At 45.6% G+C, this 24927-nt stretch carries 14 protein-coding genes; all 14 read right to left on the reverse strand.

Features of this window, described 5'->3' with window-relative positions:
- Positions 1–402: 402 nt before the first annotated feature.
- Positions 403–4974 (reverse strand): S-layer homology domain-containing protein, encoded by a 4572-nt coding sequence (locus ACXHJ2_RS12035; RefSeq protein ID WP_165079909.1) that lies wholly within the window; start codon positions 4972–4974, stop codon positions 403–405.
- 26 nt (positions 4975–5000) lie between these two features.
- Positions 5001–8471, reverse strand: a complete 3471-nt coding sequence (locus ACXHJ2_RS12040; RefSeq protein ID WP_165079910.1) for an Ig-like domain-containing protein — start codon at positions 8469–8471, stop codon at positions 5001–5003.
- Between the two features lie 609 nt (positions 8472–9080).
- Positions 9081–9326: a type B 50S ribosomal protein L31 gene (locus ACXHJ2_RS12045; RefSeq protein WP_013310118.1), complete on the reverse strand. Its 246-nt coding sequence runs from the start codon at positions 9324–9326 to the stop codon at positions 9081–9083.
- Positions 9327–9503: 177 nt separating this feature from the next.
- Entirely contained in the window at positions 9504–9632 is a 129-nt protein-coding gene (locus ACXHJ2_RS12050; RefSeq protein ID WP_274597478.1) for a hypothetical protein, read from the reverse strand.
- Between the two features lie 203 nt (positions 9633–9835).
- Positions 9836–9985: a 50S ribosomal protein L33 gene (gene rpmG / locus ACXHJ2_RS12055; RefSeq protein ID WP_013370941.1), complete on the reverse strand. Its 150-nt coding sequence runs from the start codon at positions 9983–9985 to the stop codon at positions 9836–9838.
- A 69-nt stretch (positions 9986–10054) separates the two neighbouring features.
- Positions 10055–10624 (reverse strand): hypothetical protein, encoded by a 570-nt coding sequence (locus ACXHJ2_RS12060; RefSeq protein ID WP_025679145.1) that lies wholly within the window; start codon positions 10622–10624, stop codon positions 10055–10057.
- An 85-nt stretch (positions 10625–10709) separates the two neighbouring features.
- Entirely contained in the window at positions 10710–12086 is a 1377-nt protein-coding gene (locus ACXHJ2_RS12065; protein WP_165079911.1) for an MFS transporter, read from the reverse strand.
- Positions 12087–12177: 91 nt separating this feature from the next.
- Positions 12178–12645 carry a MarR family winged helix-turn-helix transcriptional regulator gene (locus ACXHJ2_RS12070; RefSeq protein ID WP_064963235.1) on the reverse strand — a complete coding sequence of 156 codons (468 nt, stop codon included), beginning with the start codon at positions 12643–12645 and terminating at the stop codon, positions 12178–12180.
- A 210-nt stretch (positions 12646–12855) separates the two neighbouring features.
- Positions 12856–15885 (reverse strand): GAP1-N2 domain-containing protein, encoded by a 3030-nt coding sequence (locus ACXHJ2_RS12075; RefSeq protein ID WP_165079912.1) that lies wholly within the window; start codon positions 15883–15885, stop codon positions 12856–12858.
- Positions 15882–17147: a TRAFAC clade GTPase domain-containing protein gene (locus ACXHJ2_RS12080; RefSeq protein ID WP_025679140.1), complete on the reverse strand. Its 1266-nt coding sequence runs from the start codon at positions 17145–17147 to the stop codon at positions 15882–15884. Before ACXHJ2_RS12080 ends, ACXHJ2_RS12075 begins: the two co-directional genes overlap by 4 nt.
- Positions 17148–17163: 16 nt before the next feature.
- Entirely contained in the window at positions 17164–17805 is a 642-nt protein-coding gene (locus ACXHJ2_RS12085; RefSeq protein ID WP_165079913.1) for a beta-mannanase, read from the reverse strand.
- Between the two features lie 18 nt (positions 17806–17823).
- Positions 17824–19113: a vWA domain-containing protein gene (locus ACXHJ2_RS12090; protein WP_058710446.1), complete on the reverse strand. Its 1290-nt coding sequence runs from the start codon at positions 19111–19113 to the stop codon at positions 17824–17826.
- Between the two features lie 45 nt (positions 19114–19158).
- A complete protein-coding gene (locus ACXHJ2_RS12095) occupies positions 19159–21525 on the reverse strand; it encodes a transcription initiation factor TFIID (RefSeq protein ID WP_165079914.1) in 2367 nt (788 codons plus the stop codon).
- 3 nt (positions 21526–21528) lie between these two features.
- Entirely contained in the window at positions 21529–24918 is a 3390-nt protein-coding gene (locus ACXHJ2_RS12100; RefSeq protein WP_165079915.1) for a tubulin-like doman-containing protein, read from the reverse strand.
- Positions 24919–24927 lie beyond the last annotated feature (9 nt).

Raw genomic sequence — 24927 nt, forward strand, 5'->3', positions numbered from 1 at the left:
CTCACTCGTTGTTCAGTTTTCAAAGATCAAACACTTTCTCTTGCTGTCAAATCAATCGCAACAGCAAATTTTATATTTTATCACATTCGAACTAATTATGCAATAACTTTTTTTTCGAAAACTACTTCTTCCTTCAAATCCATTCTGCTTATTAGCTACCCGGCAAACATCTTGTTTAATTGGCCGGAATAAGAATATATCACATAATGAAATCATTTAGCAAGTGTTTTATCAAAAAAATTTTAAGTTTAATTTAAAATCAAAAATAAACTCCAAAACCGATAATGGTTATGTACTTCTACTGCCTTTTAAAGAACCACAAATTAAGAGGATTAAAATCTGAAAAAATATAAGAAAAAGCCGGCGATAAAATCGCCGGTTTCCCGTTAATTCAACAAAATGTTATGGAGTATGATGGCTAAAATATTGGAGCGTTCCATTTGGATAAGTGTTCCACTCTCCTGGAAGGTTATAAGAGGAGGAACCGGCCTTAATCCCCGATTTTCGGATAATGGTTCCATTATTCGGCATAAATTGCGTTTTGCCGTCAGGATCACCTAAGACGTCGATCGTTACGCCGTTCTTTTTCAGGATATAGCTTGTCGTTACGTTTTTATCTGTCTCTAATAACATTATCTCATCATTATAGTATGTCGCAGGAATAATATCGAAAAAGTCATAAAAGATGGAATCGATATATATATAAGGCATGCCTTTGTAAAACGAATTAATAGGCTGGCTCCACACTTTAGGAGTATTTGTAGCTAAATTGTATTGATGAATCTCAAGTGAGTATCCTGCATTTTCTATAGGCTTAGAAGTATCTCCTACCGGATTGTAAAACAGCTCAATGGCAGTACGGGTTTTATCCAAGGATAGATACTGAGAAAAATATAGTTCCTCTGGTCCTTGAGGATTTGAGATCACTTGAAATACAGTAGCAGATCCGTTTGCTCCGATTACCCAGAAGTATTGAAAAACACCCCCGTTCCACGTCCAAACCGTCCCATTAAGAGGGGTTGGTCCAGTAAAGGTAGAATCTGCCGTACCCGAATAGACTTTAAATGAAGTTTCACCTGGGAACACTGTTGACATGTCATAAGTAATCGGATCTTTGACCCCTTGCTTAGTCCGGATTTGAATAATTCCATTCGTTGCAAGAGGAGCATTCGTTGCCTGAAAATGATAGGTGGCTGTTCCGCCATGCCCGTCATCCGCAGTAATCGTTACCTTGGTATTTCCTGCCTGATTACCCGGAGTAAGAGTCAGCGTTGATCCGTTAACCTCTGCATTTGCCACACCGCTTGATTCAACAGTAGAAGTAAACGTCAGGGCATCCCCGTCAGCATCACTGAACAATTGGGATAGGTCGTAGCTTCTTGCATTGGTAACTCCTGCAGTCAACACTTGTTCATAAATGGCAGCTTCTACTTGAGGGCGTTGATTTGAAGATGGGTTAGACGAACCGGATGACTGGACATTGACCTGGAAGGTAGTTGAAGTTTGCCCTCCGCGACCATCCGTAGCCTTGATTTCTATGCTTGTCGCCCCTGCACTTAGTGCCTGAATTTTCAATTGGTCTCCAGTGATTTCCGCCGAAGCAACAGACGGAACGGAAGAGGTTGCCTTAAAGGTCAACGTATCTCCATCAGGATCTGTAAAAACGGAATCTAAATCGAGTGAGTAAACCGCATCACCTACAGTAAGCGACTGGTCGGCAGGTTTAGTTTCTACTGGATTTTGATTCTGTGGAGGTCCAGCTGTAACGGTGGTTTTGAAAGTTTCGATTACTTCCCCTCCACGGCCATCTGTTGCTTTGATCGATACTAATGTGCTACCGATTGTTAGCGGTGTAAGAGTGAGCATATCCCCATAAACGTCAGCCGTCACAACAGTCGAGTCAGAAACACTAACATCGTAAGTTAAAATATCGCTATCAGGACTGGAAAAGAAATCATTTAAGGACAATTGAATATCGCCTGTATTTATTTCTTTCATCTGATCCGGAATCCCTGTGGAAATCGGGGATTCATTGACGCTAACATCAAAATTAGTAGCGACTTCGCCCCCACGGCCATCTTCTGCTTTAAGCGTAATCGTTGCTGTTCCTGGGGAAACTGCATGGACTGTGGCTATGTTTCCGTTAACGGATATAGCAGCGACTAACGAATCCGAAGATTCTGCAGAAACGTCCACAGAGTCGCCATCGGGATCGTGGAATACCGAAGATAAATCCAGGGTATAATCTGAATTACCTAAAATCAGTGTCTGATTACCCGGCTGCTGATCTATAACCGGATTTTGGTTAGGTACAGCGGTTACTTCCATTTGAAACGACCGGCTTGTGCTGCCTCCATGGCCATCGGATGCCTTAACGGATACTGATGTGCTGCCAATCTTTAACGGTGTAATGGTAAGCGTGTCCCCATTGAGCACTGCAGATGCAACCGAAGAATCGGAAATATCAATGCTGTATGACAACGAATCCTTCTCATGGTCGGTAAAGAAGTCATTTAAAGATAATTGAATGTCACCTGAATTGATTTGTTTCGTTTGATCCGGAATTCCCATGGATGCTGGAGGTTCATTAACGGTAATATCAAAATTGGTTTTAACCTCGCCTCCACGGCTATTAGCCGCTTTTAGCTGGATGTTTGCTGTTCCTGAGGAAACCGCATGAACCGTGGCTTGATTTCCGTTAACGGAGACCGTCGCAATGGAAGGATCCGAGGATTCTGCCGAAATGGTCATTGGTTTGCTGTCCGGATCAAGGAATACCGGGGATAAATCCAGGATGTAGTCCGCATCGCCCACAGTGAGCGTTTGGTTACCTGGCTTCTGATTTACAACCGGATTTTGATTAGGTCCCGCACTTACCACTAATTGAAACGACTGGTTTGCGCTGCCTCCCCGACCATCGGACGCCTTGACAGTAACTTGGGCATGTCCTACAACTGCCGGAGTTAATACCAATTGATCACCCGTCAAGGTAAAGGTGGCAATGGAAGGATCATCGATCACAACCTCATAGGTCATGGGATCATTTTCAAAATCTGTGAAATATGATCCTAAAGACAAGGTCACATCGTCGCTTCCCAGCTGTTCGCTTTGATCAGGGATACCCAATGAAACAGGAGATTCATTAACACGGACCTTGAAACTCGTGCCCGCTTTTTTCCCGGCCTGGTCATCTGCAGCGATCGTAATAGTCGCAGTCCCTTTGCCAACAGCCTTGATAGACAGGTTGGTTCCCTCTACTCGGACTGTACTGATTTTTGTACTAGACGACACAGCCGTATATTTGAGCTCAGACTGCTCCTCATCCGTAAAATGCCCAAGCAAGTCAATTTGAAGTTCAGAATCGCCCACCGTTACGGCTTGATCGTCATATTTGGTCACTAACTTCGGTGCTGTATTGGTCACAACCGTAGAGCGCGAGCTACCGGAAGAGCTACTGGAAGAAGTTGTAGTGACTCCTGATACCGTCGAAGAGGACACACCTGCTGCAAATGAAGTATTCGTGACTTGGCTGGAGGAGCTTACACTAATGTTTGCTTCAGAGTTATTTACTTGTAAATTTGAAATGGTTCCAGCTACCTCCAGACTGACCGAGGAGGAACTGCTCACCACCAATGTATTAATGGAGGCCTGGCCTGTCAGAGCTACGGGCTGATCACTGTTGACTGACAATTGCTGAATAGTCCCCTGCAACTCTACCTGCTGGGCACCGGTAAGAACTTTTAACTGCTGTATCATTGAGGATGAATCATTTTCAATCGTTGCATTGGAAGTCAATGTCATTTGATCTACCCTTGAATTTCCTTGAATGACTACGCGGACATCCTGTTTGGATACCTCGACATCCTGCAGCTCAGATGTGTTAAACAATACGGTGTTTTGGTCACCGCCCTGAATATATGTTTTTTCTTGTACCGTAAATTTAGAGGCATAGAAATCATGTTCAAGGCTTGACGTAACTGTAAAACTATTTTTGACATTCAAATTCATAACCGAAATGTAGTCGCCGTCAATAGTTAAATCTCCGTCAATCGAGGAGTTATGACCATCTAATACAAGATTGCCACTGAATTCGGAAGCTTGCCCTATCGGGGCTTGCCCACTCGCATGGATGACCAGTTTGGTGATTGATTCAATGGTCCGCTGTGATGCTACAAATTGAATATCTGCTCCCTTAAGAATCTCCTGGTTAGAGATTTGCAGGATTCCTTTAACTGAATCCGAGAGTTTATATTCAATCCCGTTAATCCAGGCCTTTCCATCCTCTACTTTTTGGAGTTGGACTACATGGTCCTTGGGGAAAAAGGTAGACATCATATACTGGGCTATATCTTGACGCTGAACGGACGATTTAGGTTTAAAACCGGACTGATCCGTCTTCATGGAGCCCGACTGTAAAGCCGTATTAACGTATGGCCGTGCCCACGGGCTGACCCGATTCCAATCAGTAAGTTTAGCAGACTCCGTGGCGTTAGCTGTAATAGGAAGCCCGGCAGCCCGCATAAGCAGAACCGCAGCCTCCTCTCTGGTTACTGCCGCTTTGGGCCTGAATTTGGAGCCGTCGTCTCCATTCATGAGTCCTGCACGATGTACAGCCTCAATATAGGGACTGGACCAATTTTTCGAGTCTACATCCGAGAAGCTGCTACTTGCTGCTTTAGAAATAGAGAGTTGAAGAGCTTGAGTTAACAGAACCGCCATTTCTTGACGGGTCAACAAATCCGTTGGCCGATAGGATCCGGACGGGTCGCCATGCATAAGCCCGGCTTCAATGGCTTGCAGGATGCTTGTCTTTTGCTCTGAAGCAATATTATTGATGTCTTTAAAAGGCAGGCTCGCCAGAGCTACTCCGTTTGACGCATCACTGGCAGCAGATGCAATCGTCTGCAAAGCCGTTGGAGCAACAAGTGCAGCCAAGGCTAATGTAATCAGCCATTTATTGGGCTTAGAACTCATGATGTTCCCTCTATTCTTTTTATTCATTACGGTGCCTCACTGTTAAAGATACCGATATTATCCGTATAATCGATACCTTCATCAAACCATTCACTCGCCTCGTAGTGGCCTGCATTTCCATGGGTAACATCGGATTGTCTAGCTATAGTGGTATGAGGCTGAAACACGGCCGTATCAATCAACTGATTATCGTAATAGAGCGATAAAGTGACAGGTGCTGAATCGTCGTTATAAAATCCCATATCCATGAAGTAATCTACATGTGCATCACCAAAATACATGGTATCTCCTATCACAAAAGTAGCTCCACCTGGAATAGAAGCACCAGCGTTTTGACTTATTTCGATCGAATTTCCACTATCACTGCGTTCAATTCTAATTTTCGAAGCATCCAATTCCTCAGAACCCGCATTATAAAGCTCAATAATCTGCATCATAGGGTCGCCCTCCCCCCATGCCAACTCAGAGAAGAAAAGTCCTTTTTTTTCTCCAACAGTGACTTGGAAGGTCGTTTGAACGGTTCCCCCCTCCCCATCATCTGCGGTGACTGTAACTATAGCACTTCCCACTGCAAGCGGAGTAATACTCAGTTGGTCAGCTGTAACGGAAACCGTTGCTACTCCAGGGTCCGATGAATCAGCGGTATACGTTAGTGAATCCAAATCTTCATCTGCAAAAGTTGAAGCAAGTCCAACAGTTGTATCCATAGCACCTGCTTCTGTAGAAATATCATTAATCGTGTTTTGAACAACAGGAGCGTGATTAACCGCAGGCAAAGGAGTCACCGTTAGAGTGAAATTCGTATCCACCGTGCCACCGTTTCCGTCATTTGCTGTTACGATAATTGTGGCTGTACCTGCGTTCACTGGCGTTATTTTCAGGTCTCTTCCGTTTACCGATACTGTCGCTATCCCCGCATCCGTCGAGGTTGCGGTAAAGGTCAGTGCGTCGCTATCTTCATCTGCGAACACACCTGCAAGACTCACCGTCTTGATGCCATCTGCGACTCCAGTCGTCACGTTGCTGATCGATGTTTCCACCGTCGGTGCATGGTTCACAGCTTCCGGGATCACCGGCGTGATCGTCACGTTGAACTGCGTATCCACCGTGCCGCCATTGCCGTCATCTGCCGTTACCGTAATCGTGGCCGCACCCGCGTTCACTGGCGTAATTTTCAGGTCTCTTCCGTTTACCGCTACTGTCGCTATCCCCGCATCCGTCGAGGTTGCGGTAAAGGTCAGTGCGTCGCTATCTTCATCTGCGAACACACCTGCAAGACTCACCGTCTTGATGCCGTCTGCGGCTCCTGTCGTCACATTGCTGATCGACGTGTTCACCGTCGGCGCATGGTTTACGGCTTCCGGGATCACCGGCGTGATCGTCACGTTGAACTGTGTATGCACCATGCCGCCTTTACCGTCATTTGCCGTTACCGTAATCGTGGCTGTACCCGCGTTCACTGGTGTAATTTTCAGGTCTCTTCCGTTTACCGCTACTGTCGCCACGCCTGCATTCGTCGAGGTTGCCGTGTATGTCAGCACATCGCTGTCTTCATCTGCAAACACACCCGCAAGACTCACCGTCTTGATGCCGTCTGCGGCTCCTGTCGTCACATTGCTGATCGACGTTTCCACCGTCGGTGCATGGTTCACAACTTCCGGGATCACTGGCGTGATTGTCACGTTGAACTGTGTATCCACCGTGCCGCCTTTACCGTCATTTGCCGTTACCGTAATCGTGGTCGTACCCGCGTTCACTGGTGTAATTTTCAAGTCGCTTCCGTTTACCGCTACTGTCGCCACGCCTGCATTCGTCGAGGTTGCCGTGTATGTCAGCACATCGCTGTCTTCATCTGCAAACACACCTGCAAGACTCACCGTCTTGATGCCGTCTGCAACTCCTGCCGTTACATTGCTGATCGACGTTTCCACCGTCGGTGCATGGTTCACAGCTTCCGGGATCACCGGCGTGATCGTCACGTTGAACTGGCTATTTATGGTCCCGCCCTTGCCGTCGTTCGCCGTAACCGTGATCTTGGTTGTTCCTGCGCTCACTGGTGTGAGAGTCAGCTGACTTCCATTCACCGATACCGTCGCTACGTTCGTGACCGAAGATTCCGCTGTGTAAGTCAGAGTGTCTCCGTCAACATCGGTAAAGCTATTTGCCAGATTAATCTTTTTAGGCTCATCTGCTGTACTTAACGTAATATCTGTAAACCCGGTAGTAACGCCTGGCGCATGGTTAGTCACTGAATTTGTTGAAGTTCCACCTCCAGATGAAAATGTCACGCTACTCGATGTAACTGTAGTCGTTTTTTGAACCGTCCCGTCAGCGGACTGAATTTGTCCAATCTGCTTTTGTACTTCGTTGTAATTTTGGATAACTTGTGAAACAGAAATATCTTTAGGTAGCTTAATCGTTTCAACTTTAAAATTCGGGTTCAATGTCACTTTAGCGTTTGCGTTGGCAACTTTTAGCTCCCCAATTGTCCCTGTTCCTTTAATAGAAATATCACTGCCGGAATTCACAGTAAGATGGTTTACGTTGCCATTCAGCTGGATATTAGAGACACCGTTATTAAGCTCAATTACTCCTTTGGTATCCCCTTTAATCTGAACACCATCACCCGAAATTCGAAGCAGGCTGCTTTCCGGTAGACCATCGGTGTTTAACACAACATCTTTTTGCACGATCTCCAATTGTTGTAGCCCGTCCACATTACGATTGCGCGAATTAAACTTTAATATAGCTCCCTTTAACGCATCTTTATTGGAGTTTCCGATCAACTCTTTCAAATTTCCTTCTATTAAATAGGGAACATTATCAATTGTTACAATGTCTCCATCAACGCTAGTAATCGTAGCCGTCTGCTCTTGAGTTTTGAAAATATCCAGCAGGAAAGGAGCAACATCCTCCCTTTTTACTTCACCCGTGGGATTGAGCTTGCTGTCATGAATGTCAATTAAACCCAAACGAAGTGCCTTATCTACCGCTCCAGCCGCCCATTGGCTTACCGAGGACTGATCTTTAGGCAAAATGCTTGATCCGCCCTCTGCATTAACCCCTCCGACTGCACGAACAAACACAGCTGCCAGCTCTTCACGCGTAACAGAATCGTTCGGACGGAAGTTTCCTAATCCATCCCCGGATAGAAGCCCGGCTTTTTGTGCGGCTTCTATATATGGCGCAGCAAATTGTTTGCTTTGCACATCTTTAAAAGTAGAAGAACTTGAAATAGGGTCCAATTTTAAAGCTCTGACCAATAATACTGCGAGCTCCTGGCGAGTTAATGTTGCTGCAGGGCGAAAAGTTCCTTGAGGATCTCCCGATAAAAGCCCCTGGCGTACAGCTTCTTGGATGGCCACCATTTTATCATTCGTCACATAGGATATATCTGAAAACGAATTATTGGCAGGCGTTGCAGCGTGAGCAGAAGTACCAAACGTCGCCTGAAGAGCAACAAGAGCGGCTGCCCACTTAAGTGAATAAACCTTCAATGGTTGTACCTCCTAATTTACTTTTAAGTAAAACGACCCTATTCAATCTTCGAAATGTTTCTACCTAATTCAAAGTTAATAAAGCCTATTCACTGAATTTATCGATAAATAATGCGTTTATATTATTTTTTTATTCATATATTTGTCGAAAATAAGTGATTTATGTCGTTTCGATTAATATATACGAAAGCTCTGAACCAATTCTGAACAAAATCTTATATAATTGATGCTGGTTGCACTAAGTCCCCAACTATATTCTTCAAATAACTCATTTCCGCGAGTGATTTATCCGGATCTTCCCTTAACCATAATACTTGTTCTATAAAAAAATAATCGCAGGCTAGAAACCTGCGATTATTTTTAAGTTAAGACAGCCTCATGCGAAGTATGGAGTTACGTTTTAAAATGATCAGTTTGCCAAGATTAGCATTGTCGACTATTTTACAGCTTCATTAAGCATAAAAAAGCAGCAACTTCACGGATCGTTCCGGAGAAGCTGCTGCTTTCGTGTTCTTATTGGGCTTTGGCTGTATCAAGTAATCGTAGATAATAAAAAAGCTATGCTTACGAATTATTGGTATAATCCGTAAACATAGCTCTCCACGAGTCTTACTTAAGGTTGTATTTTTTGTTAAAGCGATCCACACGTCCACCAATATCCACGTTTCTTTGTTTACCAGTGAAGAACGGATGTGAAGCGGAGCTAGTATCTACACGGATAACTGGGTAAGTGTTGCCATCTTCCCATTCCATCGTTTCTTGCGAATATTTAGTAGAAGCACTCAGGAAAGTGAATCCACAGCTAGGGTCCAAAAAGATAACTTTGTTCAATGTTGGATGAATATCTTTTTTCATTTGTTTCACCTAATCTTTCATGTAGTTTTAGTTTCAATCTTCAAACGTACTGACTCAATGCTCCATCAGTTGGCAAAAGGAACGGTTATGTCTCAGAAAAAAAGACGACAGATCATAACGGTTGTGCTCAAGGTCGTAAACGACAAGCAAACGATGCCGTATATATTGCATCGCCCATTACACGAACGCTCCGTATCTTTCGTCAGCCTTCATCGTTATATAAGCATATTGTGAATGGTCCTCCGGCTCGTCCCGCATGCTGACATCAGCATAGGAAAACTCGGTGACCACGTGCTTTCGATTCAAAAGGCAAAGCATGCCACTGTAGCTCAGCATCCATCATACAACCATGAAAAGAAGCCGTTCTCTTAGGTGCTAGCTTTAACTTTGGACGCTCTGTCCACTGGACTAATTCAAGTTTTCGCCGGTTCCATAACGCAGGCTTTTTGCAAACTTACAGGCTTCGCTCAGGAAGAGATCATTCAGGTTGCTATGCAGCAAACCACAAATTATCTAGTTTCACGATGAATCGTGTACTTTTTCAAACGCGGAGAGTATTTTCTCATTTCAATACGCTCCGGATGATTTCTTTTGTTCTTGGTTGTTGTATAGTTGCGATCACCGGATTCGGTGCATGCCAAGGTAACAATAACGCGCATTTATTCTTCCTCCTCAATTGGAATACATGGTATACAATTACAATAGTAATTTTTACGATTAGTTCTATTCTATAATTCATGCTCCTCTTTGTCAACCTTAGAGTCGCGGTTTGTTGCTTCTTTTACTGTGTTCCAGCGATTACGGTACTGTACTAGCTTGGGATGAAGTTCCAAAGGCTCACTCGAAAGCAGCAACCTGACGTTTCTAATCCATTCTCCAAAGGATGCATAGGAAGCGCACAAATTAGCAGTTTCAGGACTCATATACAAAAAAAGCGGAGTTGCATACTTTTCCGCCAAAAAACGAATGGCTGCTTCAATTGGCGTATACTTTTTTCGCTTACCTTCCCAGTTCTCAATCACAACAGCACTCAAAGCCTGCTCTCGCTGCCACTCTCCCAGCTCGTCGACCCGCTTATAATACGAGCGTACTGGCTGCTTCCACATTCTTCTGACCGTTTCTTCATGTAGCGGATACAGCACCAGCTTTGTAAAAGACAGTGCAGCCCCCGTTTCGGCAAAAAGCTCCAGCTCACTAGCTGTAGTCTGCTCAAACGTATCATAGTAGACCATAGTCCCTTTGTGCGTTTCGATTGGCGGTTCATAACCATAGGGTACATATTGAAGGTTTCTTGTCATGCTGGGCACTCCGTCCTTCCATAGAAAATTTCTCCTTCTATATTATACCCTTGTTATGGCATGAGCTTACATAAAATGTTTATCCTTATTCGACAGCAGGTGTATTACCGCGCGGACCCCGCCGGAACTGCAATGCGTAAAGCCCCATCGTCACAAGCGCAATCAGCGCAAGCACCGTAAATATATTGCTGAAATTGAACACCTGGATATTAGATACAACCGGATTCAAATGAAAGGACGACGAACTATCTAACGTTTTGCCCAAAATACTTGTTGTAATCGCTCCGGCAATGAAATTCAACAAAGATAACAGCCCCATTCCAACACCAATCTGATCTTTCGACAAAGTACGAGAAATCGTGTTGGACATGGCAATCTGCATAAAGGTCTGACCTACATTTCCGAAAATAAGCAAAAACAAAATCAGATACGGAGATGCACCTACAAATGTAGACAAGCTGATAAAGCAGATAAACAATAGCGATACGGCTGTATAAACTAGAACTGAATTTCCTTTGCTATCGGCCAAACGCCCCCCTTTTTTTCCTAATAGAGCTGACGCAATAGCAGCGGGAAACATAATCAGTCCAATCGTAGCTGGTGTAAGCTGGTTGAGACTATTCAAAAACTGTGGTGCCAAGTACGGCAATCCAAAGCTAATCCCCGTCCCTAAAAAAGCGATAAGAAGCCCATATGAATATTGCTTGTTACGGAACAGCTTCGGCTGGATGAACGGATCGTGGGCAGTATGAATGCGCCATATAAACAGTCCAAATAAAACCACACCGATCAGAAAAAACATCATATTGGCTTGTGAAATGGAAAGCAATAAGCAGGCCACTGTTCCACCCAGCAATAATCCGCCAAGAAAATCGAACTTCTGATCCTTTCCTCGCTGATCGTCCAGGTATTTGCGAAAGAATGGCAAAGCGATCAGTGGCAGCATGGAAATGACGAACAAAAAACGCCAGCTCGCAAAGCCTGTAATCAAACCGGAAATAATGGGAGCCAGCGCAGTACCTAATGCTAAGCCGATTGCTGTGACGCCCAAAGCTCGCCCTCTTTTTTCAGCTGAGAAATAGCGAACGGGAACAATCATAGCGGTTGCCGGAATAACAGCAGCCCCCGTGGCCTGAAGCAAACGGGCTACAATTAACATCCAAAATTGACTGGCCAACAGTCCAATAAGCGAACCTAGTGCAAAAAATATAATCCCAAATGTCAGCAAATCTTTGAGACGATACTTATCTGCAAGCTTGCCGTAGGTCACCGAGCCAACTGCATACACGATCATATAACCCGTTAGTAGCCAGCTTACATCGGAGGCACTAATATGAAATTCCTCCCGAATCACAGGCATAACAACATTAAACATAAAAGCGTTCATCACTGAAAAAACAAGTGTGAAGGCCAAAACACGCATAAGCTTATCCGCATTGGGATAAGTTTGTTCTTTTATCATTTGGTTTCTCCCTCTCCTGTAAACATCTTATCTAGGTGACATTTTATAGCTCATAGATTCCTCAGCCGGGCAAACTTTTCTAATTATCCGCTCAAACGCAAGCATTCGCAGGACGGTAATCGTGAAGAATTTTTTTGAGCAAACCACGCAGCGTCTCCGACTCTCCGACAGATAACGTTTTGCCTACGGAGCTTTTAATTTGCTCAATGGTACGTTCGGCTACCTTGTGAATCTCCAAGCCTTCCTCGGTCAAATAAATCTGCTTCATTCGTGCATCTTCCGGATGACTTTGGCGTACTGCCCAGTTTTTCTTAACGATCCCGTTTACCAGGCTGGTAACACTTGATTTATCAATAAGCAATAGCTTTTCCAACTCCGTATTGGTGACTCCAGGCGACATCGCCAGTATATAGAGCGTCTGCGATTGTGGGGAGGTAAGCCCCAAAGGGCGCAGTGCTGTTTCAATCTCACGCCGGACGGTGGTGAAAATCCATTTAATTAAGTACATCGTGCTCTCTTCTTCCCAAGGAAGACAAACGGGATACACCTCACTTCCCATTTCACTACTAACCTCCTTATCCATCGAATTTTAATAGTTTGAATTCCAACTAATTTTAATCAGCTGCCTATTTGGTGTCAATACCTTCGTAAAATGATCGTCTACTAAATACAGTCAGTTTCAGAATCACGAATACATTTTATATATAAATTTATACATATAAAAAGACAAGTTCCAAAAGGAACCCGTCTTTTTACTGTCTATAGTTGCTTAGTTCGCAGCTTTCACTTGAACCAGCGGATAATCTTTTCCATCCACAGTAACCGTGCTAGCATCATTTAGCTCTAGCCGTTGCCAAATAGTCAACAGCGTACGATAAGGATACTTGTCGAGATCATATTCCGTTGTCCCTGTACCATCATCGGACGTGCTGGTGATGGTTTGATCGGTTGCTATACCGCTACCCTCAGTTGATATCTTTGAAGTCGCGCCTCCGGCTGTGTTGTCTGTAACTTCTCCAGTCTGATCAGCGCTTTTTCCGCTGGATGTACCGCTCAGATCTGTAGAACCACTTCCTGTGGATTCTCCGGCACCTGTCTTGCTTTTGGTGGTAGCGCCCTCAGTGTTAACATCACCGGACGAACCATTGTTAGCTTTACTGGCTGCTTCCTTATCGTTCTGTTCAGTAAGCGTAAAATTTTCGTATGAGTGCTCCTGTTGATCCGCACCGACAATGACGAGTTTTTTAGGCTTAAATTCTGCCTGCTCTGCCGATGTTTGAAACGCAAACAACAGCTTGACCATTTTCGTAGTGGACTTGGTGTTAGGTACATGTGTCACTATTGCAGCAGGCTCCTCTTTTACCGGCACTGTAGGCTCTACTGGCTGTTGTACAGGCTTTGGAGCAGCAGCAGGCGTTGGTGTGTCAACAGATCCAATGATCCCGGTTGCTTTCAGACCGCCTAATGTTCCTGCAATAACGATTAGTACGATCCCGGAAATCACCCCGCCTTTGCGGAAACGACGAAGCGTTTTGACCAAAGGCGTGTCTGTCTCACGCTTTGCTGCCTGATAGAAATTTTTAAAAACAGGCTTAGCTGGTTCAAAATATTGACGCCATAGCGTCTTTTTATGCAGGCCCTCTCGTCCTTCCTTTTGGAAGAATAAAAGCAACGCACGCCGGTAGGCTGGTTCAAAACCACCACGTGGAGTAGCAAACTCAGCGTGTTCCTCCGACCAACGGACAAAGCGGTACATCGTATCGTTATCCTTTGCCCATTTGCGGATCGAACTGACCAAGCGGGCAAAATCCAGTATTCCTTCGCCAGTACCATCAGAACGATAGAAAGCTGGCAACAGACGGGCAAAATGGCCTTCTGCAAGCTGCTGGGGCAGCCAACCGTAAGCCCAATCCTGCACCTTTTCTACTTCGCTTGGTTCCAGACCGTCTAGCACCGATGGTTCCGGGTCCTCCGTGTTAAACCAATCATAAGCCGCAATCAATCGCACTGCTTGTCCCTTGAGAGGAGCAGGCAACTTTCCAACCCACTGCACCAAATCGGGCCGTGTAAAAAACGGAATCTGTACGACCTGATCAGGTGATATTTCTTTTAGCTCCACTTCAGTGAGTAAATATCGATCCGATGCTTCCCGTAAGCGCTCTGTTAATCCGGATTGCTCCAGCGGGGACAGTGTGCCCACGGCAGAACTACTGTCCCATTGACGCAAGCGCTGGTGAATGGCAGCCACAGCCTCTACCGGCTTTCTCTCGGCACGCAGCTTGCCCATTAATGCAGATTCAGCCAACAGCTGAAAATCGGCATTCGCTGACACTTCGATATACCGACTGCCCCATTCATGCACCACGGCCAATAGACCCTTTACATCAGGCGTTCTTTTCATCTGACTGTCCATGTAGGGAATGAACAGCATTTTCGTGAGTGCCGGATTACCCAGTACTTTCGTAAAATAGACCTTGCCTAATGACGGATTCTCTTCTATCGTATGATAAATATACGTGACCGCTTCCGTATTTCTAGCAGTATAAGCATTGTTTAGCGAACGGATTAAATATTCCACCAGCCGATTTTCGCTACTGCGTGCATGAACTTTATAATAGTCCTTGAAGCAATCAACCAGCCCTACATCTGGAATGTGTCCATCCTTCACCCGATCAAACTCGTGATCAAAAAAGGACAGAAACAGATCATTCAGCCGCATTTTACGTGGCAGCGCATCAGATGGCGATAAATAATCAGTCAAGCTTCGTAACACAGTGATTCGCTGCTCGTTGTATAATGACCGCTCTCCCTGCTCAATTCTGTACAGCGTAATGAGCTCATGATAGCTAGAAGGTGTTAGTTCACGCCCTGCCTCCATGCCTGTCAGCATTTGCTCGGCAAATTTTAGAAAATCGTCTGGAGCCTCGCCATTCAGTAGCGTACGGACAATCCAGTCAAAATACGGCTGTTTGGCCTGCTCTGTATCCACATTCAGTATTCGACTATTGTTAGAGAGGTCAAATACAAAGTCTTTTTCTACATTCCGATCACCGGGACGCAAGCTGAAAGGCTCAACAAACATTAAGTGAATGCCTTTTCTGCTGTTCGGTTCCTGCGCATATGTAAGAAATCCGAGTCTGTTACGAAATGCATAAGGCAGTGCCGCATACAACACCCCCAGTAGCTGTTTAGCTGAAGATCCTACCGCTTCTGCTGGAACATTCAGCGCTACATATACCTTCTTGCGACCCGCAGCTGACATCATTACAGCGTATAAAAGCTGCTTGAACACTTCTTCGCTCAGCTGGAATTGAGCCAGTACTGCAGACGGGTCAATAGCGGGAAATACACTACCACCTGGTAGACGCTCTAATTCCGGTAATTCCGTTCCCTGCTCAATATCATAGGTATCGACAAACGAAGTGTTCAGCCACTGCTTATAATCAGACGGAGACTCACCATGTCCGGCCGGAATCACATAGTTATGCGTAAAAAAAGCGCTCCGAAGCCCAGTGAAATCCGCCGCTTTATAAATACTGCGTCCGAGCACTACATCCCCGGACTCTGTCCGTACCAGATGTAAAGCTTCGGGATAGACAATCTCCTGCTTCTCGCCACGCGCTGTCAAAGCCGCAGGCGCATCATACACACATAAAGGATGCAACACCTTTTTAATAAATGAAGCATCCAACCCTTTGGAATTAGCTACTGTATCGAAGCCTTCCGTAGAACGGAAAATACCGCGCCGTTCCCGTGTATACATTTGCTGCTGTATCAAATGAGAGGTAGATAAACTCACTGTGATTCTCTCCCCTCAATGTACTTCAACTTATAGAGCAGCCAGATGAATGGCTCATCTACACGGATCGGACTAACCAACCCTTGCAGCTTTTGGTCCACTGGATTGCTACCTAGAGCAGAAACCGCGAAATAGGCTGTATCTGTAAAATATACATCCATTGTGCCCTTGAACGGCTTATCCACTTTCTCGATAAAGCGCCGAACTTCGCCATCAATGTTCGCGAACTCATCCAAATCCATGTATTTGCGATGTTCCATTGGATTAAAAATATTGCTGTTTGTCTTGATATACGTGCCTTCTTCATCTGCCAGCGCAGTAAGCATGTCGCTTTTGGTCAGGACCACAGCGGTAGGAATGTCCGTCTTGCCTTTTTCCTGGTATGCGATAAAGTCACCGAACATCGTAAGTACGACATCACGCGGTTCATCATATTGCGAGACCCATTCACCAGGCTTATCGCCAAGATTAATCTTAATACGTTCCCGGATAGAACGGATTTGCAGTGGATCGACCATAAAAAGAATACCCGCAGAATTTTTAATATGCTGTCCATGAAGTCCCAGATAGTCCTGATCGACCATCCCCTCACCGGCTACATCAAAAAATACCAATGTCAGTGGTGGCTTTTCCTCATCCTTAAATACAAACTGGAAAATAAAAGGCTCCTGCATCTTTTCTTTTTGTGTCGATGTAAGCAGATCGCCTCGTTCAAACAGTGGTTCCTCATACATCGTGCGGAACTTGCGGCTGATCTCTGCATTAAGCGGCATGCAAGCTGCGTCAAAATGATCGGCGGTCACATGCTGCAGCGTGTGAATCAGAGAGGTCATAAATACAGATTTTCCCGCCTGCGAAGCTCCAATAATCGAAATGATATTACTCGGCACCTTGCCTGCGGTCACAGGTAGCTCGTTATGGCAGTGTGGGCACAGTCGGTGACGTGTCAGCTCACCGTAACGGTCCGTCAGACCTGTCAACACATGATCTGAATACAAGCGATGTTCCTCAGGTACATCATAGGGATGAAGAATTGCCTCCATATCATGTACACTATCCAAGCCAAAACGCTCCCGATATTTGTTTAACAGTTCATCTTCACCCAAAGCGTAATCCTCATCATCTTCACGGTGATGGGAAGCACGGAATACCACTTCCTCTGGGGAAAATTTACTAAAGCAATAAGGGCACACAATATCATAGAATAACGGCCGCGGTTCGGCCTGTGGCTTTCTTCTGAATAAATTGCTAAGAAAACTCATCGGTTGTGGCCTCCTTTCATTCAGGAACTAATTCATATATCGTGCCATACTTCTGACCGTCCGTAAAAAACAGCCGCACATACTCATCTCCCCCCACTTCAATAGCGGGTAAAACATTCCGTCCTGCAGCAAAGGGTGCCGTGAACGGATACAAGGTGCCATCGTCCCGGTCAACCGGATAGCCGCCACGCTTCTTTACGTAGCAAAGCGCCTCCTGCGGAACAGGAACTTCGGCTGTCACCTGAATCTGGACTGTTTTGCGGCTGCGAAACCAGCTTTTTTTATGGTGAACCACATATTTAATTTTGGCTCTACCCGTGCTCAACTCCAGTTGGTTGGTTCCGTCTGGCTGACGGATTACAAAGGTGTCACCCTCCTCCCGAACAGCCGGATACACGGTATACCGCACACGTCCAATGCCTTCAATCCGGTCACGATAGCTGCCAGCGGCCTTATATTCCTCGCGTGTAAAAAGCTTCAGGTCAGAAGTCGGTGCCTCATTCTGCCCGTTCGCACCTGCATCGGCTGATTGTTTGGCAATATAGACTACGGCTACACCTTCAGGCCACTGCCAGCGTAACACTACCCGGTTGTCGTCAATTTTGTGGCTCAGCTCCGAAATCACAGGATCACCGGGCTGTGCATCCCTATACTGCATAAGTTCCAGCCTCCCGTTCTAAAATCCACTGCTGCGTCGATTGCGCGTCGGGCCTTCCGGTGCCCCTCTCCGTTGGCCTGATGGCCCACCTTGGCTCCCACCACCAGAAGATCGGCGAGTATTTTCCGCAATCGGCAGAACAAGTGAAAAGACAGCAATAAGGGCCGCCAGTACGAGCGCTGCTAGCAAACGAATCATCAAGTCACCTATAGGCGAGCCAGATAACCCTCTTTCCAAAATCAAGCCAGCGAGCAAGCCGGCTGGAACTCCACCAATTGCGAAATTCCGCGCGAGAAAACGGTTATCAAACATCAATCCAAGAGCCAACCCTAATAGAACTCCGATGATAACCAGAGCCGTTACGCGATAAATAGCAAAATACAGACTGTCGGCATACTCACCTGTCCGCTCCGTTACCAGCGTGCGATCACCAATTTTGTTATATATTTTACCGAACGCCTGCGTAAGTCCTTGGGCATTAGCTACATTAGAATAAGTTCCACCCGTTAGGCTGGCAATATTTTGCAACAAAGCTATACCTTCCGATTCTGCCAGTTTCAGGCCAATCGTATTAATCGGAATCTGACGGGCAATGTAAGGAGCCAATGCGGTTTGCGTATCCAGTTCGCTAAAGCCGTCAGAGAGCATAATAACGAGAGAACCTTTTTCCGCATTGCCTTGGGTTTCAATCTCCTTGATCGTCTCGTCCAAAGCAAGCCCGATCTCTGTACCGCCTGACATTATAGTCTGCATACTATCGATTTTGGAATAAACCGCTTGCTTCTCTGCATCTGTGCCAATGGGAGTAAATGGCTGCACCAACTGCGCAGTGGATTCAAATGAAACAATGGCTACGCGCTTGTCTCCATCCATTTGCCCAATTAGACTCTTAGCAGCCGTTAGGCGTTCATTATCGGGATCTGTTTGCTGCATGCTTCCGGAATTATCAATCACAAGCACGAGGTCCTGTACACTCTTGCGCCCTTCAGGGTTAATCTGATACCCCAGTTCCAATAACAGACCTGCCACGAACAACATGACCAGTGTAGCAGGTACTAGTAATTTCCAGGACAATCCCGAGTATCGTTGTCGCCATGAATGTCCATTTAACTGTGGCGAAATCAGTTCGCCGATAAGGCAGCCTAGACCAATGCACAGCGCCATGATGCCAAAATACAGCCCGACCACGATGATATGCGGCCAATGGCCTATCAATTTGTGAAGAATAAGCTCTCCTAAGATGAAGCCTACTACAGCGCCCAGCAAGCCAAACACCAATAGGAGAACGTTAAATTTACGTTGCTTCATAAGATTCGTTGCTTCCTTCCATCATTAAAGTAGGATAATATATGGCTACCGCAATTCCGGCAACCGGTCCACGTCGATTCCATGAAACACGAAACCATTCGCAGTATATGTCTCATAATACGTTTTGCCGTTGCGGTAAACCATCAAATCCTCCAGATGGAAGCCGCCCATCAAATGCAGTTTTTCCACCCCGCTACTGCGACGCTCATGAACAAAACCCAGCTTGTAAATTCGCGAAGTAATGTCCACGTCCATCGCATAAGGAAGAAATTCGCCTTCGTAGTCACCAAAAAAATACTTTTCTTCATACCGATGCTCATGGGTATAGTCGAGCAAACGTACATTGATTCCGCCGTGCTCTTCTAACGTTTGATACAGTTTTTTAAACAGCTCATCCTTCGGAACGACCAGCCGATTTTCATATGCAGCAGCTACATTGGCACGTCGTAATAATTCTTCTTCGAATGTCTGATTAAATGGCTGTGAGCTGAGAATCAAGGTACGGCAGGTTTGCGTAAGTCTATCCACCAGTGCAGACAGACCTTCATCCAGCAACCCAGATACAGGTCCCATATGCCGGGCGTCAAAGAATATAGATTTCCCCCGCTTGCTTTCCAACTCACGCATGACATCCTCCGTCACACGCTCGTAATACTCGAACAGGTTTTGACCTGTGTAACTGTCAGCCTGCCGAATACTGTCCGTTGCAGCTTGGTGTAATTCACGCTCCAGGTTGGCTAGCTGTATTGTAATATGCTTCGCCTGTGCATGCCATTTTTCCAGTGCCATTTCATAGCGGCGAAGTAGCTCCAAATCCACTTGAATCCGCAGCATGTGCATTTTATGCCCGTAGACTGTTTCAGTGAGGTAACGGATCAAGCTACGCACATTATGTTTATCCATAAGCGGCAGTCGCTGAAAAGGCTGATCTTCCACTCGTCCGCTATACAGCGCATCCAGTTCGGCCGCACTGATCTGCAAATCATTGGACGTATCACGAATCATTCCCCGAACAGCCGTAAGCACATTCCCTGTTTGATTTTCATCCGTCCAATCTGTCAGCTCGAAAAAGCCGATATGAGGATGTTCCTTAGCAGCTGCATTCACAGCCATCTGCAAACGCATATCCGCCTGAAAATCTCCCAAGCGCTTATGTACGATCCGTTCACAGTTATCGCGAAAAAAGGCTTCGCACCCCTGACCAAACAAGGTTTCCTCTGCCTCACGTAATGACATTCGTTTCAGCGAGCCGTAGCTGGCTCCGCTCGTCATTAGTGCGCTCATGTCCATGATCGCTTCATTGCCAGGTACTAGATCATTTCGTGTACGGCCGCGCTCAGCAACATCTAAGCCAAAATAATTTAGCTTATCGCGTATGTCCCAATCCTGCTCTGTTCTCATACGCTCTAGCAGCTTCACATAAAAGTGATACAACACCGTAAGCGCAATCGACTGATTAGGGCGGTTAACCCGGGAAAATCCAGCCGACACATAACCCTGCCGCCCGGATTCCGTCATGATGTTATTCTTAAACGATGTATTATTGTAGCCTCCATCCTGTGACCGATAGGAATCTCCTGCCTGGTAACGGTTTTTAAGAAGTTGAATGTGACAAATAATATCACAACTCTCGCGCAGACTATTCGGCACGGTTACGCCGCGCTCATTCTTGTCGGACAGCACATAGACAAGATCGAACAACGGAGATGGAGCATGAGATACCGGGATGGTCAATTTGTCCTCGGTCATATGAAGCGGTGCTGTAAACGTATATGCTGGGCTCTGGATGTAATCCAACTCCCGCATAAAAGCAACGGATGTTGCACTTCTGTAGCCAAATTGGGCAGCCTGGTCGCTTTCGCTCATCAACACATACAGATCCATTTGTACCGATTTAAAAGATTGGGCAAAAATATACTCTGCCAACAGCGTAATTTCAGGAATTAATACGTTCATGGGATCATCCGCTGTTGTCAGGATCGACAAATGTACACGCTCAAACGAGGAATACAACCGACCATAATCAGCCAGATGTCCACTAGCCCGGCGTAACGCGGTGTTAAGTTCAATTAGCTTTGATTCATGTGTATAAAAAGCCTGGTGCAAGTCACGGCGTAACGTTTGGTGACTACTTTCTTCCGGTATAGCTACCGTATGAACGATGGCCTCTACCGAACGGTCTACAGCCGCATGCTCTTCCTGCGAGCAAATCTGAATATAGGTTACTCCTGTGCTGTTATCCCACTTGGTCCGGTTGATATCTGCAATTGTGTTCATCACCGGGCTCATGTGATCGCCGATAAAAAGAAACACGGACGGGAAATGGATGCTGCTGCGTCCATCCCCGCTTCCGATTAATTGGTCCTCTGCGGCTGCATAGTCAGCCGCATAACGTAACAGCTGCTCTCTCATACTTTACTTCAACTTTCTGCGGATGTCGTTTAATTTTCCAGCCATTTGAGCATAAAATGCATAAAGTTCAGCTCCATTAGCCAGCTCTACCTTTTCATATTCCAATTGATTGCGAGCCTCTGTGTAAGTGGCAGCCAGCTCATCCAACTTCGCCAGCAGTGGTGTAATATCCTCAGATGAAGTCAATACAGCATCACGGCGATCCGCCTTACGCATTAGTGCTGCAAATTTCTTTTCATCCAATCCACGGAAGTTTGTAAACACTTCAAACTCGACGTAATTGCGGCTTTTCATGACGTTGGCAAACGGCTCCCACGCCTCTTCCTCTTCATCACGATCATAGACGTACAAAGCGCCTTTTTTCGTAATCGTGTCTGTATAGAGGGCCTGAATGAACTGATCCAACCATTTTTCTTCATCCTGATATTTGCCCAGCAAAGCTTCCAATTCAGCGGCTTTTGCTTCGATTTGAATATATTTCGCCAGCTCATCACGAACCACCTGCGTTAACTCCGGTGAACGGATCAGGTTTTCCTTGGCCATCTCTTCATTGATGCTGCCAAAGATGTCCTTGCTTCCGGTCTGCTCCAGCCCTTCAGCCAGTAGACGCTTCAGCTCAGACCATGCTCTTTTCACCTCGCCCAAATTCGGCTTGGATTCCTGTAAGCGCATATCGTAGGCTGCCAGTAGCGCATTCATATCTAGCGCTTGTGAGCGAATTACAGTAAAACGGCTGCTTGTATTTTGATCGACATCTTTCTCACGAATCACTCCGAGTGCCTTGGCCCGGTCGAAATCATTACGAATGCGGGCATTGTGAGCTTGCACACGCGAATTGACGTAAGTTTCTCCCCATGATTTTTCAGGAATCGGCGACGGCAGATTCGTCCAGTTGTTCTGACCTGTCTGCACCAGATGTCGGCCAATACCTTCACGGTCAAGAATGGTTTTCTCATAGCTCTCTTCATACACTTTGAGCGGCGTATATACAAAAAGAGGAACACCATTACGCGTATTGAGCCAGAAAATCCGGTTACGGACTTCACTTTCTTTAATAGTGAAGTGCGATTTGCCAATTGCATTATTTTGATAATTGCGAACGCCTTTCAGGATATTAGGCGACTGTACAGGTACCGAAACGAATCCCCAGGATGGGAAATACAAATTGCCAGAACTGTTGCTCAAATGGAAGACAGGTACAGCCTCCTCATCCAGCTTGCTTGCAATGTAACGCTCCACAAATTTTTCAATTGCTTCATCCTGCCCGTACTTCATGACCAGGAAATCTTCCATAGAACGGGTAATGAGATCACCAAATTTGTCAGTCAAGAAATTGGAGATTGAGCTGATGATGTCCATATCCTGATCTTTCACCCATTGATCTGAATTTTCCAGCAATTCTTGGGCAAAATCACGAATTAAGTCGTCACCATTGCGGTTATCCAGCAGCTTGGTCACAACTTCCGAAATATCCGGTACACTTACCAGATTCCAGTAATACGTCTTGTTACCTTTGTGATCGGATTGTTCCTCGCCATTAATCAGCAGATCACCATTCTTTTCGAAAATGGCACTCAGTGCGTTCAAAATTTCAGTAAATACATTATAAATGCGGTTATTTTCTTTATTTAATAGGTCATACAGATCTTCATAAAATTCAATGAGCTGCTCTGTACGTTCCACATCAGCCCGCAGCCAATATTCATTAATTTTTGCTTCAATATATGCATTTTTCTTTTTATCCTTGGATACAAATGCGCTCTTGGCATCACCCAGCTTCTCATTCGCTTGCTCACGCGCCCATTCAATGTCCGTAGGAATACGGTGCAGCGATTCACGCAGCGTTTCAACATAGGAAAGCAGCATTTTCAGCAAGCTAAATCCTTTTTCAGTATAAATCATGCGAGATACATAAAACGGTCCTTGCTCGGGATGCAGGAACATTCGGCGGATTTGGTCTGTAAACTGTCCTGTAATTTCACCGGGAAGTTGTTTCTTCGCTTTGATATACTCTTCGCGGGCACGCGTCAGGAACGTTTGCTCCAGCTCAGTGTCCATATTGACTACTTGCATTTTAACAACATTGTTATAACTTAACCGTTCACTGTTCTCAAAACCCGGAAGCGGCTCAGGTACACGAGATTCAAAGTTTTTGATCATGCTATCCAGATCGACACCCAGCTTGCGGGCAAACTTCTCTACATCCTCCTGATTCGGCGCTTGCTCAAACATCTTAGACATTTTACCAAACATCCGGTAAGCAAGATATGTCGTCATTTCCTCCATGGGCAGCACTGCCGAAGAAGCTCCGATAATATTGTAATCGTAGTTTGCTGGATACGCCTTATTCATTTGCGCGATGTTGGTACGAATGTTGCTGATATAGTCATGAATGGCGAACTCTTCGCCTGACTGTTTTTCCTCACTCGCCATAAAGTTGGTGATGTTCTCAGCGGTAACATTCATGCAGTAATCATAAGCATTTTCCAGCAGCTTGCCTTCCGTATTCGTAGCCGAAATAAGGTGACACAGATTAAATGGCGGCAGTGGCGAGTTTACGGTCAGAATGTTACCGTACTGTTGCTTAAAGCGTTCACCACGACTATCCACATTCATCCAGTAGTCCAGCTCTTTCAGTGCAGCATAGCCGTTCTTTTTAATATATTCACGCGTATGCTCGCTCAGGCTTTTGTTCGCCAGATTAATATCCGGCGTGAACAGATAACCCAGCGTGTTTACACGGTCTACACCTGCGGAGCCATAGTCGCGCTCAATAATTCCTCGAACGATATATGAGATATCGAGGAAAGTACCGCTTCCTGTACCGCCGGACAAACCGGATAGCAAAAACACCATAAGCTTCTTGTTAGTACCTTCAGACAGGGTTTTGATTTTTTTGTCAATACTTTGTACGACCTGATTGATTTTGGTGAACAATAACAATCGTCCAGCCTGACGTACCCCTGCCGCCCCGTTCATACCATCGGTAATACTCAGCTCGGGAGACAGCCAGTCAGTGATGTATGGCTCTAAAATACTGCGGTTTTGCAGCAACCCGCCGATTTCCGCATTGGACAGCAGTACAAACTCATTGATGGGGTCCAAACCAATCCCTTTGTATTTTTTGTTGCGGTCTTGTTCATTCGTTTCAAAAGCGAGAAATTCTACGTTATCCGGTTTCTCGCTCTTTTTCTTGGAAATCGGGTCCGCAGGCAGCTTGAATCTACGGTTGATTTGATATTTCAAGCGGAGAAGGGCGTCAATCCCCGTTCCCCCAAGTCCGATAATTAAAATAGGATTATCGATGGTATCTACTCTGATCTTATCGCTTACGATCCCTCCGCCGAGTGATACGTCTAATTGTTGGATATGCTCTCTAACTACTGGTTTCATAGATATGAC

The sequence above is a fragment of the Paenibacillus sp. ALE3 genome (genome assembly GCF_054113405.1).